9 protein-coding genes are annotated in these 13473 nt (G+C 67.4%); 5 read left to right on the top strand and 4 right to left on the bottom strand.

The genetic code is table 11. From position 1 onward, the window contains the following. Window positions 1-5 precede the first annotated feature (5 nt). Window positions 6-812 carry an SDR family NAD(P)-dependent oxidoreductase gene (locus tag ACT535_RS04280; RefSeq protein ID WP_476363463.1) on the top strand — a complete coding sequence of 269 codons (807 nt, stop codon included), beginning with the start codon at window positions 6-8 and terminating at the stop codon, window positions 810-812. A 3-nt stretch (window positions 813-815) separates the two neighbouring features. Here ACT535_RS04280 and ACT535_RS04275 read toward each other — a convergent pair whose 3' ends face one another. Together ACT535_RS04275 and ACT535_RS04270 are read right to left on the bottom strand one after the other, a co-directional pair. After that, window positions 816-3014 carry an amylo-alpha-1,6-glucosidase gene (locus ACT535_RS04275; RefSeq protein ID WP_476363462.1) on the bottom strand — a complete coding sequence of 733 codons (2199 nt, stop codon included), beginning with the start codon at window positions 3012-3014 and terminating at the stop codon, window positions 816-818. Beyond that, window positions 3001-4083 carry a glycosyltransferase family 4 protein gene (locus tag ACT535_RS04270; RefSeq protein ID WP_476363461.1) on the bottom strand — a complete coding sequence of 361 codons (1083 nt, stop codon included), beginning with the start codon at window positions 4081-4083 and terminating at the stop codon, window positions 3001-3003. The genes ACT535_RS04275 and ACT535_RS04270 overlap by 14 nt, the downstream gene beginning before the upstream one ends. Before the next feature lie 286 nt (window positions 4084-4369). Between ACT535_RS04270 and recA the strand changes: the two genes are divergently transcribed. The 4 genes from recA to ACT535_RS04250 all read left to right on the top strand — a co-directional run bounded on the left by recA (window position 4370) and on the right by ACT535_RS04250 (window position 11506). Then, window positions 4370-5455: a recombinase RecA gene (gene recA, locus ACT535_RS04265; protein WP_168458112.1), complete on the top strand. Its 1086-nt coding sequence runs from the start codon at window positions 4370-4372 to the stop codon at window positions 5453-5455. Between the two features lie 296 nt (window positions 5456-5751). Beyond that, the gene (gene alaS, locus ACT535_RS04260; RefSeq protein ID WP_168458111.1) at window positions 5752-8403 is read left to right on the top strand and encodes an alanine--tRNA ligase; all 2652 of its coding nucleotides are present in this window, start codon (window positions 5752-5754) and stop codon (window positions 8401-8403) included. A 189-nt stretch (window positions 8404-8592) separates the two neighbouring features. Then, window positions 8593-10335 (top strand): cation:proton antiporter domain-containing protein, encoded by a 1743-nt coding sequence (locus ACT535_RS04255; protein ID WP_476363460.1) that lies wholly within the window; start codon window positions 8593-8595, stop codon window positions 10333-10335. A gap of 7 nt (window positions 10336-10342) precedes the next feature. Further along, complete coding sequence (locus ACT535_RS04250; RefSeq protein ID WP_476363459.1) at window positions 10343-11506, top strand: cyclic nucleotide-gated ion channel; 1164 nt, start codon at window positions 10343-10345, stop codon at window positions 11504-11506. Between the two features lie 11 nt (window positions 11507-11517). Here the strand turns inward: ACT535_RS04250 and ACT535_RS04245 are convergent, their stop codons facing one another. Together ACT535_RS04245 and ACT535_RS04240 are read right to left on the bottom strand one after the other, a co-directional pair. Next, on the bottom strand, window positions 11518-11865 hold the full coding sequence (locus tag ACT535_RS04245; protein ID WP_168458108.1) for a hypothetical protein: 348 nt from the start codon (window positions 11863-11865) through the stop codon (window positions 11518-11520). A 338-nt stretch (window positions 11866-12203) separates the two neighbouring features. Further along, complete coding sequence (locus tag ACT535_RS04240; protein WP_168458107.1) at window positions 12204-13418, bottom strand: NADP-dependent isocitrate dehydrogenase; 1215 nt, start codon at window positions 13416-13418, stop codon at window positions 12204-12206. Window positions 13419-13473 lie beyond the last annotated feature (55 nt).

Genomic DNA, 13473 nt, shown 5'->3' with positions numbered 1-13473 from the left:
CGGCCATGAACATTCAGGGAAAGCGGATCCTCCTCACCGGAGGATCAAGCGGCATCGGCCGTGCCATCGCTACCGCGCTGGCGACGGAGGGGGCGCGCCTCGTGCTCACCGGCCGCCGGCCGGACGTGTTGGCGGAGGCGGTGGGCGCGCTCAAGGCTACCGGTGCCGAGGTCTACGGGATCGCCGGCGATGTGACTGACCCAACCGCCCGGGCGGCCATGCTGGACGGCGCGGTGGCGGCGCTCGGAGGGCTCGACATCCTCATCAACAACGCGGGTGGCGTGCGCGCCGGCCGGCTGGAGGAGACGAGCGAAGCCGACATCCGCGCCATGATCGAAGTGGACCTGATCGCGCCCATCCTCCTCACCCGCGCGGCGCTGCCGGCGCTGCGCGCGAGCAGGGAGGGGCTGATCGTGGACATCACCTCCGCCATCGCGCTCATCGGCATGCCGTTCTACGCCACCTACGCGGCGGCGAAGGCGGGGCTCGCGCGCTTCGACGAGGCGCTGCGGCGGGAACTGGCGGGGGAAGGCGTGCGGGTGCTCACCGTCTATCCCGGTGCGACTGACACGCCCATGATGCGCAGCAGCCGCGCCGGACCGGAGGTCGGCTTCAGCCGCGAGCCGGCCGAGGCGGTGGCCGAGGCGGTCGTGGCCGGCATCGCGTCCGACGCCTTCGAGGTGGTGCGGGGCGGCGAGGCGCGGGCGCAGATGATCGCCCTCAACCGCAGTGACCCGCTCGCGCTCGACGCCCGCTTCGCGACGCTCAAGGATGCGCTCGGGGAGGCGGTGCGCGACCACGCCGCCCTTTAGCGCTCACGCCTCCACCCGGATGCCCACGTTGCCCTGGCGGTCGATGACCGACAGGGCGGCGGTGGTGCCCACCCGCTCCACCTTCACGTCGATCTTCCCATCCGCGACGGCGAGGCCTGTGAGAGTGAGCGTATCGAGGAATTCCGGCAGCATGGGCCTCTCGAACACCGCCCGCCGTTCCGCCACGTCGAAGCCGAGGCCCAGGGACGCCTGCAGAAGCGCCAGCGGCGCCGCTGCTGCCCAGGCCTGCGGCGCGCAGGCGACCGGATAGCCCACCGGCCCCCTGTTGCGTTGGCGCGCGAAGCCGCAGAACAGCTCGGGGATGCGTCGCAGGTCGAAATAGACCGAGGCGCGGAACAGCCCCTCGAAGATGCGCGCCGCCTCGGCCCGAAAGCCGTAGCGGGCAAGCCCCAGCGCGACCACCGCATTGTCGTGCGGCCACACCGAGCCATTGTGATAGCTCATGGGATTGAACCGCGCCTCGCCCGCCGCGAGCGTCCGCACGCCCCAGCCGGAGAAGGAACTGCTGGTCATCAAGGTCGCCGCCACCGCTTCCGCCCGCTCCGGCAAGGCGATGCCCGCGAACAGGGCGTGCCCGGCATTGGAGGTGCGCACCCGGCAGGGCGCCTTGTCGCCGTCCAGCGCCAGCACATAGGTGCCCAGGGCCGGATCGAAGAAGGCGGCATCGAAGGCCGTTCGCATGTCCCGTGCCCGCGCCGCGTAGGTCTCCGCCGCAGCCGGCGCGCCGAGCGCGTGGGCGATGGCCGCCGCCGCATTCCACGCGGCATAGGCATAGCCCTGCACCTCGACCAGTGCGATGGGGCCTTTCGCGAGCCGTCCATCCGCGTGGAAGATGCTGTCGTGGCTGTCCTTCCAGCCTTGATTGACCAGACCGTCGCCGCGCCGGCGGCCGTATTCGATAAAGCCGTCCCCGTCGCGGTCGCCGTGCTCGCGCATCCAGCCCAACGCCGCCTCGACGGCTGGCCACAGCATGCGAACCGTCTCCAGATCGCCGGTGCGCTCCAGATAGGCGCCGGCCAGCATCACGAACAGCGGGGTGGAATCGATGCTGCCGTAATAGCGGCGGAATGGCACCTCCCCCAGCTCCGCCATTTCGCCGAACCGCACCTCGTGCAGGATCTTGCCGGGCTCGGCATCGGCTTCAGGATCGAAGGTCGTGGCCTGGTTGGCAGCGAGGTGCAGCAGCACGCCGCGCGCAAGGGAGGGCGTGAGCCACAGGGTCTCGAAGGCGGTGATGAGCGCGTCCCGCCCGAACACGGTCGAGAACCACGGCACGCCCGCATAGGGGTAGGGTCCCTCCGGCAGGTCGGTGATGAGCACGTTCAGATCGCTGACCGCCCGCCGCAGTCCCTCATTGAAGTGATCGTTCGAGGAGGAAACGCCGGCCGAGCGCGCGGTCCGCGCTCGCATGTCGGCGCGGATATCTTTCAGTCCCAGCCGGAAGGCCTGCCGGGCATCGCGCTCCGGCTCGGCCCCGTCGCAGCGGATTTCGGCGAAGATCACGAACCCCTCGCCGGGCTTGAGGGTGAGTTGGTAAAGCGCCCGGTCGGCTGCGAGCACGCTGGGCCGCGGCGCGAATGCGAGGCGGGTTGTGCGAGTGCGGGCGTCGAGGCCGCGATAGGCGAGGCCCACATGACTTTCCCCGACCACCGGCACCGCGACGCGCCCGCGCTTCGCCCTATGGGAACCGCGCACCTCGAACAGGTCCACGAAGTCCGCATCGAAGAACAGGCCGATCTCGAACGTGCGGGTCTCGCCATCGAAATTTCGGATGGAGAGGCATTCGTGGCACGCGCCCCGGAACAGGAAGCGCGAGCGGCGCAGATGGATGAGATCGTGCGCCAGCTCGTCCCGCCCGCTGCGGGCCGGCAGGTCCGGATTGGTGAGGTCGCAGCTTAGCGTGGCATTGTCGTCCCGCACGGTGGAACCGAGCAGCAGGGGCCGCACGCCATCGATGGTGAGGAAGAATTGCGAGAGATGGCGCGTGTCGCGATGGAACAGGCCGTGGTTGCTGGCCAGACCGGGGACGGCATCACCATGGGCATCGAACACGGCGAACGTGTCGTCGTGCTTGAGCGTGCGCGGCACCGCCTCGATCTGTGAGGCGCTGGCCGCGATCGCATAGCCCGGTTCCTGCGGGTCTGCACCGGCGACCCGGGCCGCCGCGTCAGACGGAGACATTCAGACTTCCTGCGCCCAGCTCGCGCTTCTTGCGCGGGCTCGCGGGGGTGGCGAGGCGCTCGTAAAGGGCCGCATAGTCCCGCGCCATCCGCCCGGCGGAAAAACGCTTCTCGAAGGTCCGCCGGATCGCGGCGCGATCAAGCCGATCGAGGTCGGCAACACGGGCGACCGCCTCATCCTGACCGGAGACGATGTAACCGGTGAGGCCGTCCTCCAGCACTTCGGGCACGGAGCCGCAGCCATAGGCAATGGTGGGCGTGCCACAGGACATGGCCTCGATCATCACCAGCCCGAAGGGTTCCGGCCAGTCGATGGGGAAGAGCAGGGCCTTGGCATTGCCCAGGAAGTGCGCCTTCTGCCGCTCGTCGATCTCGCCGATGAATTCGATGCCGGGCGTGGCCTCCACCATGGGGCGGATCTTCTGCTCCCAATAGTCCTCGTCCACCCGGTCCACCTTGGCTGCGATCTTCAGCGGCAGGCCGGCGCGGGCGGCGATCTCGATGGCCCGGTCGGGCCGCTTTTCCGGCGAGATGCGGCCGAGGAAGGCGAGGTAGTCGCCGCCTTGGGGATTGAACGGCAGCAGGGTCTCCGGCAGGCCGTGATAGATGGTCGAGGCCCAGTTCACCGGCGGCATGGGCTTGCGCTGGTGGTTCGAGATCGAGACCAGCGGGAACTCGTCATAGAGCGCATAGAGCCGGTGGGCGGCCACGCTATCGAGCCGGCCGTGCAGGGTGGTGAGCGTGCGCGGAGCATGCTCCTTCAGCACCGCATAGTGCAGCACGTCCACATGGACGTGGAGGATGTCGAATTCGTCCGCGCGCCGCCGCACCTGCTCCAGCATGAGCATGTGGAAGACGATGGGATCGACCGGCCCCGGCGACAGTCGCAGGCCCATCTCGCACATGGGTTCGAGCTGCGCCGAAGTCAGGGAGTCCCCGCTGGCGAACAGCGTCACGTCGTGGCCCTGCGCCACCAGCGCTTCGCACAGATAGGAGACGATGCGTTCGGTTCCGCCGTAGCGACGCGGGGGCACGCTCTCGATGAGCGGCGCGATCTGGGCGATGCGCATATGTGTCTCCTCCGGCGTCGCCGGCGCGATGTGAACCGAGGATGCGGGCGCTTGTCCCGTGCTCTTCGGCCTGAACGCGGCAGGCCGGCTCAGGGTTTCACCGCACCTGCGAAAGAAGGCCGCGCCGAAGCGGCAGCTCGGCGTTAGGGCAGGTGTGCGGGACGCGCCGCGTTACGAAATGTTATCCACATGCTGTGGACGAAAGAGAACATATTGCGAACTTAGAACAAAACAGGTACAACTGCCACGTTCTTAATTCCCCTTGCACCCGCACCGGAGCGCGGCGATGACTCAGGCGACACTCCGACTCGTCGAAGGTTCTTCCATGGACAAGACCAAGGCGCTGGATGCCGCGCTCTCGCAGATCGAGCGGCATTTCGGCAAGGGCTCCATCATGCGGCTCGGTAAGGGGGGGAAAGCCCTTGAGATCGAGAGCATTCCCACCGGTTCGCTGGGGCTCGACATCGCGCTGGGCATCGGCGGGCTGCCCAAGGGGCGCGTCGTTGAGATCTACGGCCCGGAATCCTCGGGCAAGACCACGCTTGCGCTGCACACCATCGCCGAATCGCAGAAGCGCGGCGGTACCTGTGCCTTCATCGATGCCGAACATGCGCTCGATCCGGTCTATGCCCGTAAGCTCGGCGTGAATTTGGACGACCTGCTCATCTCCCAGCCGGACGCTGGGGAGCAGGCGCTGGAGATCGCGGACACGCTGGTGCGCTCCGGCGCCATCGACGTGCTGGTGGTCGATTCGGTGGCCGCCCTCACTCCGCGCGCCGAGCTCGACGGCGAGATGGGCGACAACCAGCCCGGCCTGCAGGCTCGCCTCATGAGCCAGGCGCTGCGCAAGCTCACCGCCTCCATCTCCAAGTCCAACACCATGGTCATCTTCATCAACCAGATCCGGATGAAGATCGGCGTGATGTACGGCTCGCCCGAGACCACCACGGGTGGCAACGCGCTGAAGTTCTATGCCTCCGTGCGCCTCGACATCCGCCGCATCGGCGCCATCAAGGAGCGCGACGAGGTCGTGGGCAACCAGACCCGCGTGAAGGTGGTGAAGAACAAGCTGGCGCCGCCCTTCAAGCAGGTCGAGTTCGACATCATGTATGGCGAGGGCGTCTCCAAGACCGGCGAGCTTCTTGACCTCGGCGTGCGCGCCGGCGTGGTGGAGAAGTCCGGCGCCTGGTTCTCCCACGACAGCCAGCGCCTCGGCCAGGGCCGCGAGAACGCCAAGACCTTCCTGAAGCAGAACCAGGAGATCGCCGGGCGCATCGAGGCGGCCATCCGCCAGAACGCCGGCCTCATCGCCGAAAAGATCCTCGCCGGCGATCCCGAAGAAGATGCCGAGGGCTCCGCTGCCGACGCCTGAGGGGCGGATGCGGAGTGCGTCGTGACGGTTACAGGGCGGGCGGGGACCTAACGGTGCCCGCCCGTTTTTATCGAGGAGCGTGATGTGTCCGGGGCCCAGCTTCGTGTTGCGCCCTCGCGTTTCTGGACAAGCGGCGGGCCCATCGTTAAACGAACCCGGTTCCGCCGGCCGCCACGGTCGAGGGGACCGCGCGACGCCCGAGGGGTGGCCGGAGGTTGGCCCGAGGCGCTGGCGCGCGCAGCGATCACCAGAGCCGGCGGCCGCAAGGCCCGGCCTCCGAGGGACAGTGCCGGCACATGAGCGGCGTCAACGAGATCCGGTCGAGCTTCATCGACTACTTCGTCAAGGAGGGCCACGAGGCCGTCGCCTCGTCGCCCCTCGTGCCGCATAACGACCCCACGCTCATGTTCGCCAACGCGGGCATGGTGCAGTTCAAGAACGTCTTCACCGGCGTCGAGAAGCGGCCCTATTCGCGGGCGGTGACGTCGCAGAAGTGCGTCAGGGCCGGCGGCAAGCACAACGACCTCGACAATGTGGGCTACACCGCGCGGCACCACACCTTCTTCGAAATGCTCGGCAATTTCTCGTTCGGCGATTATTTCAAGGATCGCGCGATCGAGCTCGCCTGGAACCTCGTCACCCGTACCTTCGAATTGCCGAAGGACCGCCTGCTCGTCACGGTCTACAGCGAGGACGAGGAAGCCCACGGCCTGTGGAAGAAGATCGCCGGCCTCTCCGACGACCGCATCATCCGCATCGCGTCGTCGGACAATTTCTGGTCCATGGGCGACACCGGCCCGTGCGGCCCCTGCTCGGAAATCTTCTTCGACCACGGCCCGCACATCTTCGGCGGCCCGCCCGGCTCGGCGGACCAGGACGGCGACCGCTTCATCGAGATCTGGAATCTCGTGTTCATGCAGTATGAACAGCTGCCGGGCGGCGAGCGCGTCGGCCTGCCGCGGCCGTCCATCGACACCGGCATGGGCCTCGAGCGCATCTCGGCGGTGCTGCAGGGCACCCACGACAATTACGAAACCGACCTCATGCGCGCCCTCATCGCCGAGGTCGCCGAATTCACCGGCGTGGATCCCGAGGGCCCGCAGAAGGCGAGCCACCGGGTGATCGCCGACCACCTGCGGGCGTCGGTCTTCCTCACCGCCGATGGCGTGCTGCCCTCGAACGAGGGGCGCGGCTACGTCCTGCGCCGCATCATGCGCCGGGCCATGCGCCACGCGCAGCTGCTCGGCGCCAAGGACCCGCTGATGCACCGCCTCGTGCCTATCCTGGTGCGCGAGATGGGCCGGGCCTATCCCGAGATCGTGCGCGCCGAGCCGCTGGCGGAAGAGACGCTGCTGCTGGAGGAGACGCGCTTCCGTCGCACGCTCGAGCGCGGCCTCTCGATCCTCGAGGAGGAGAGCCAGGGCCTCGTTTCCGGCGCCAGCTTCCCCGGCGAGGTCGCGTTCAAGCTCTACGACACCTACGGCTTCCCGCTTGACCTGACCCAGGATGCCCTGCGCGCCCGCGGTATCGGCGTCGACACGGCGGCGTTCGATGCGGCCATGGCGCGCCAGAAGGCCGAGGCCCGCGCCAACTGGGCCGGCTCCGGCGAGGCGGCCACCGACACGCTGTGGTTCGGCCTTCGCGACAAGGTGGGCGCCACCGACTTCCTCGGCTACGATACCGAGAAGGCGGAAGGCGTGGTCACCGCGCTGGTGCGCGACGGTGCCGAGGTGGCGGCTCTCAATGCTGGCGAGACCGGCCTCGTGGTGCTCAACCAGACCCCGTTCTACGCCGAATCCGGCGGCCAGGTCGGCGATACCGGCCGCATGACGGGAGAGGGCGGCCTCGTTGCCGAGGTGCGCATCACCCAGAAGAAGCTGGGCGACCTGTTCCTGCACGATGTGAAGGTGGAGAGCGGCACGCTCAAGCCCGGCACCGCTTTGGTGCTGGAGGTCGACCACGATCGCCGCGCCGCCGTGCGCGCCAACCATTCCGCCACCCATCTGCTGCACGAGGCGCTGCGCCGTGTTCTCGGCGAGCATGTGGCGCAGAAGGGCTCGCTGGTCGCGCCCGACCGCCTGCGCTTCGACTTCTCGCACCCCAAGCCCCTCAGCGAGGCCGAGGTGGCGGAGGTGGAGGAGATCGCCAACCGCTTCGTGCTGCGCAACGAGCCGGTGGAAACCCGCGTCCTTGCCGTGGACGATGCCATCAAGTCCGGCGCCCGCGCTCTGTTCGGCGAGAAGTACGGCGAGGAGGTGCGCGTCGTCTCCATGGGTACCGACGACGGCAACGGCGCGCCCTATTCGGTGGAGCTGTGCGGCGGCACCCATGTGAAGCGCACCGGCGACATCGGCCTCATCTCCGTGGTCTCCGAAGGCGCGGTGGCCTCCGGCGTCCGCCGCATCGAGGCACTTACCGCCCGCGCGGCGCGCAAGCACCTGAACGGCGCGAATGCCGCCCTCATCGCCACGGCCTCCGCGCTCAAGGCGCCGGTTGGCGAGGTGGAGGCGCGCGTCGCCGCCCTCGTCGAGGAACGGCGCAAGCTGGAGCGTGAGCTGGCCGAGACCCGCAAGAAGCTGGCCATGGGCGGCAGCCAGGGCGCGGGAGACGCCGTGCGCACGGTCGGCGACATCAAGCTGCTCGCGCGCCAGGTGGAAGGCATCGAGATCAAGGATCTCAAGGGCCTGGTGGACGAGGGCAAGAAGCAGATCGGCTCGGGCGTCGTCGCCATCGTCGGCGTCACGTCCGATGGCAAGGCCGGCATCGTGGTGGGCGTTACCGCCGACCTCACCGCCCGCGTCGATGCCGTTTCTCTGGTGCGGCTGGGCGCCGAGGCCCTGGGCGGCAAGGGCGGCGGCGGCCGCCCCGACATGGCCCAGGCCGGCGGCCCCGACGGCGACAAGGCCGACGCGGCACTCTCCGCCATCGAGGCGGCCCTCGCGGGCTGAACGGCCGGGCGGCTTCGCCCTCGCCGCGCACGCGACAGGCCGGACCCGGTCCGGCCTGGTGGGTAGCGTTCGTGCGACCGGTCCACGACGCGCGCGACGTGGATTTGACGCAAGCCCCTTGCGCAGCGCCATCGCTTCTTGCCACACAGGGGTCGGGGCGCCGGCAGCAGGCAGCGGAGTGGCGGTGCGTTGAACGACAGCTTCCTGAAGGATGCGTTCGTCTATCTCCTCGCCGCCGGGGTGCTGGTGCCGCTGTTTCACCGCGCCCGCATCGGTGCCGTGGTGGGCTTCATCGCGGTGGGCGCGCTCGTGGGCCCGCACGGGCTGGGACGTCTCGCCGATACGCTGCCCCTGGTGCGCTTCGTCACCATTTCCAGTCCCGCGCGGGCGGCGCCCTTTGGCGAGCTGGGCATCGTCTTCCTCCTGTTTTTGCTCGGCCTCGAATTCTCCACCGCGCGGCTGTGGGCACTCCGGCGCGAGGTGTTCGGCGTCGGCTGCCTGCAGGTTGTCCTGTGCGGTGCGCCGCTGGCGCTGGGGGCCGCGCTCGCCGGCTATCCGCCGGGGGTGGCGCTGGTGCTGGGCTTGGCGCTGGCGCTGTCGTCGACGGCGGTCGTGAGCCAGTTGCTGATCGATCAGCACCGGGCGCTTGCGCCGCTCGGCCAGCTCGTCATCGCCGTCCTGCTGTTCCAGGACCTGATGGTAGTGCCCATCCTCCTGGCGGCCGAGCTTCTCACCGGCAATGCGCCGGATGTCCTCACCCTGGCCGCCCTCGCGCTCGTCAAGGCGGTGAGCGCGGTGGCGCTGATCTTGGTCGCGGGGCGCTTCGTGCTGGCACCGCTGGTCGCCGCCGCGGCGTCCACGCGCTCGCGTGACCTCATCATGGCCATCACGCTGGTCGTGGTGGTGGGCTCCGCAGCGATCACCCACCGGGCGGGCCTGTCCAGCGCCCTCGGCGCCTTTCTGGCGGGGATGCTGCTGTCGGAGACGGCCTACCGCCACCAGATCGAGGTGGACCTTGAACCCTTCAAGGGCCTGCTCATCGGCGTGTTCTTCGTGACCGTCGGCATGAGCGTCGATTTTGCCGTCGTGCTGCCGCGCCTCGGCTGGGTTGTGGCGGGCGTCGCCGGCATTCTCGCCGTGAAGATCGTCGGCACCTATGCCGCTGGCCGCCTCATGAAGGTTGCGCCGCCGGCTGCGGCGGAGGCGGCGGTTCTGCTGGCCCAGACCGGGGAGTTCGCCCTCGTGGTGCTGGCGCTTCTGGCGGCCAGCGGTGCGCTGTCCCGGGCGGATGCCGGCGTCCTCATCGCCATGGTGGGCTTCAGCCTCGCGGCAACGCCCCTGCTGGCGCGGCTGGGCCGCCGGCTGGGACGGACCCTCGACGCGCGGCTCAACGACAACCTTGCCGCGCCGCCACACAGCAGCGTCGCTGGGCACGTGGTGATCGGCGGTTTCGGGCGGGTGGGCCGCATGGTGGCCGAGGCCCTGGAGGAGGAAGGGGTCGCCTATGTGGCGCTCGACAACGACCCCCGCCGCGTGGCCGAGGCTCGGGGCGTCAACCTTCCTGTCTATTTCGGCGATGCCGGGCGGGCGGAGATGCTGGCGCGGCTCGGGGCCGAGCGGGCGAGCGTTTTCGTCGTGACCCTCGATGCCCCCAATGCGGCCGAGCGCATGGCGGCCGCGGTGCGGCAACACTGGCCGGCGGCGGCGATCCTCGCGCGCGCCAAGGATACGGAGCACGCCCACCGTCTCTCCGCGCTCGGGGTGTCCGGCGTGATCCCCGAGGCGCAGGAGGCAAGCCTCCAGCTCGCCGCCCGCCTCTTGACGCAGCTCGGCCTGCCGGACGAGGTGGTGACGGCGCGCACCGAGCGCGCCCGCGCCCGCATCGAGACGGCGCTCGGCAATGCGCGAAGCCAGGGCGGGCAGGGAAATTGAGGACGAGATGAAGGTGCAATCGGCCCGCCGGCGGGTATTCGACATTCTGGAGCGCGACCTGCCCGGCGACCGCACGGCGGATTTCGTCCATTACTTCCTCATCGCCATGGTCCTGCTGTCGGTGGCCGGCGCGGTGCTGGCGACGGTGCGCTCGCTGGAAATCCACGACGCGTGGTGGTTCAAGCTCGGCGAGTTCTGCGCGCTGCTGATCTTCACGGTGGAGTACGGCCTGCGCCTGTGGGTGGCGCCCGAGCACCCGCTGCGGCGCGGCATGTCCAACGCCCGCGCCCGCCTCAGCTACGCGATGACCGTACCGGCACTCATCGACCTGATCGCGATCCTGCCGTGGTTCGTGGCCCTTGCCACCGATTTCGACCCGCACGCCTTGCTGGTGCTGCGCCTCGTGCGCTTCCTCAAGCTCGCGCGGTATTCGTCCGGCTTCAACGCGCTCTACCTCGCGATCAAGCGCGAGCGCTATGCGCTGCTCTCCTGCCTCATCATCCTGTGCTCGGGCGTGCTCATGTCGGCCACCGCCATGTACCTGACGGAGCGAAATGTGCAGCCGGACAAGTTCGGCTCCATCCCGCTGGCCATGTGGTGGTCCATCACCACCCTCACCACGGTGGGCTATGGCGACGTGGTGCCTGTGACCAATCTCGGGCGGTTCATCGGCGGCATCACCATGATTTCCGGCCTGATGATGCTGGCGCTGCCCATTGCCATCATCGCCGGCTCCTTCTCGGAGGTGATCTCGAAGCACAACTTCGTCGTCACTTTCTCCATGATCTCACGCCTGCCGCCCTTCTCGGATCTGGATGCGCCGGTGCTCGGCGACATCCTGCCCATCCTGCATTCGCGCAGCTTCGACCGCGGCCACCACGTCATGCGGCGAGGCGAGGAGGCGGCGCACCTGTTCGTGGTGCTGGAGGGCAAGGTGGAGATGGAGGGCGCGGAGGGCGTGCGCACGCTGGGGCCGGGCGAGGTGTTCGGCCTGCTGCCGGGACATACGAAGCCAGATCCCGTCACGGTCCGCGCAATGGCCAAGACCAAGATCCTCTCCATAGAGGAAAACGAGCTCTATATGCTCGCCTTGCGACACCCCGACGTGATCGGCCGCCTCTCGGAACTGCATTCAGACGCGAAGCCGGAGGGCGGAGCGCCAAAACTATAGAGACTTACAATCTATCCGATGACTCGGCAGGAAACATTCCAGTATGTGCTCTGTGGCGGGCGACCGCCAGAGCTACCACTCGTCAATCCGTAATAATGCTCAATTACCATCCGGACGCCCTGAACAGAAAACTCACTGCCTTCGTCGAAGGGGGCGTCAATAAAGAGCTTCTGAAAAACCACCCCGCGAGCGACTGTTTCGGGTGCTGAACCGATCAAGCCAACAACGCGGCCATTTTGCCAAATTGAGTTTGGATTGGGCGGTGGCTCGTGGAAAACAATCTTATGCCCGATATGACCTATCGTGTTTCCATTTCCGATCTTAGCGTTGATGTCACCGAATTTCTTTTCCTCGGTCATAGATGTTTCCTATTTGGCCTATCGAGTTTCCGTTTTTCATTGTAACGGAGATGCTGTTCTGACTTTCAGGTTTTGTCCGACCGAGAAATATACCTAGTCCTATTAGGAGAATTCCAAGAGCCAAAAGCCCATATTGAATCCACGCCGCCAGCTCATGCACGATAAGCGGGACGACCCACCCGGCGAGGAAGAAGCCAATACCAACGATAGCTGAAGCGATAGCTCCCATGTGGTCGTCGATCTGCCAATTTGAAGTTGTGCACTGACCGAAGGCTAACAAAAAAGGGGTCGCAATGCGACCCCTTCTTCGTTCGTGCATCTGCAATCTAGTTGCTGCCTCAGGCCGCCATGGCCTTGGTGAGGTTCTCGGACACCTTGTCGAGGAAGCCGGTCGTGGAGAGCCACTTCTGGTCGGCACCGACGAGGAGCGCGAGGTCCTTGGTCATGTCGCCGGCCTCGACCGTGTCCACGCACACCTTCTCGAGCGTCGCGGCGAACTTGGCGAGTTCCTCGTTGCCGTCGAGCTTGGCGCGATGGGCAAGGCCCCGGGTCCAGGCGAAGATGGAGGCGATGGAGTTGGTGGAGGTCTCCTTGCCCTTCTGGTGCTCGCGATAGTGGCGGGTGACGGTGCCGTGGGCGGCTTCCGCCTCCACCGTCTTGCCATCGGGCGTCATCAGCACGGAGGTCATCAGGCCGAGCGAGCCGAAGCCCTGGGCCACGATGTCCGACTGCACGTCGCCGTCATAGTTCTTGCAGGCCCACACATAGCCGCCGGACCACTTGAGGGCCGAGGCCACCATGTCGTCGATGAGGCGGTGCTCGTAGGTGAGGCCGCGCTTGTCGAACTCGGCCTTGAACTCGGCCTCGTAGACTTCCTGGAAGATATCCTTGAAGCGGCCGTCGTAGGCCTTGAGGATCGTGTTCTTGGTGGAGAGGTAGACGGGATAATTGCGCAGCAGGCCGTAGTTGAGCGAGGCGCGGGCGAACTCGCGGATCGACTCGTCGAGGTTGTACATGGCCATGGCCACGCCGGCACCGGGGAAGCTGTAGACTTCCTTCTCGATCTTGGTGCCGTCCTCGCCCACGAAGGAGATGGTCAGCTTGCCCTTGCCGGGCACCTTGAAGTCGGTGGCGCGATACTGGTCACCGAAGGCATGGCGGCCGACGACGATGGGCTGGGTCCAGCCCGGCACCAGGCGCGGCACGTTCTTGCAGATGATGGGCTCGCGGAAGATCACGCCGCCGAGGATGTTGCGGATGGTGCCGTTGGGCGACTTCCACATTTCCTTGAGCTTGAATTCCTCGACGCGGGCCTCGTCCGGCGTGATGGTGGCGCACTTCACGCCCACGCCGTGCTTCTTGATGGCCTCGGCGGCGGCGATCGTGACCTGATCGTTGGTGGCGTCGCGGTTCTCGACGGAGAGGTCGTAATACTCGAGGTCGAGGTCGAGATAGGGGTGGATCAGCTTGTCCTTGATGTACTGCCAGATGATCCGGGTCATCTCGTCGCCGTCGAGTTCGACGACCGGATTTGCCACCTTGATCTTCGCCATGGGACGGCCTTTCGCGACTGCTCAATGAGCCTTGGTAGAGCGGGGGAGGGCGCAA

It is taken from the genome of Xanthobacter sp. DMC12 (assembly GCF_056314105.1).
This window is presented reverse-complemented; position numbering and strand designations above follow the sequence as displayed.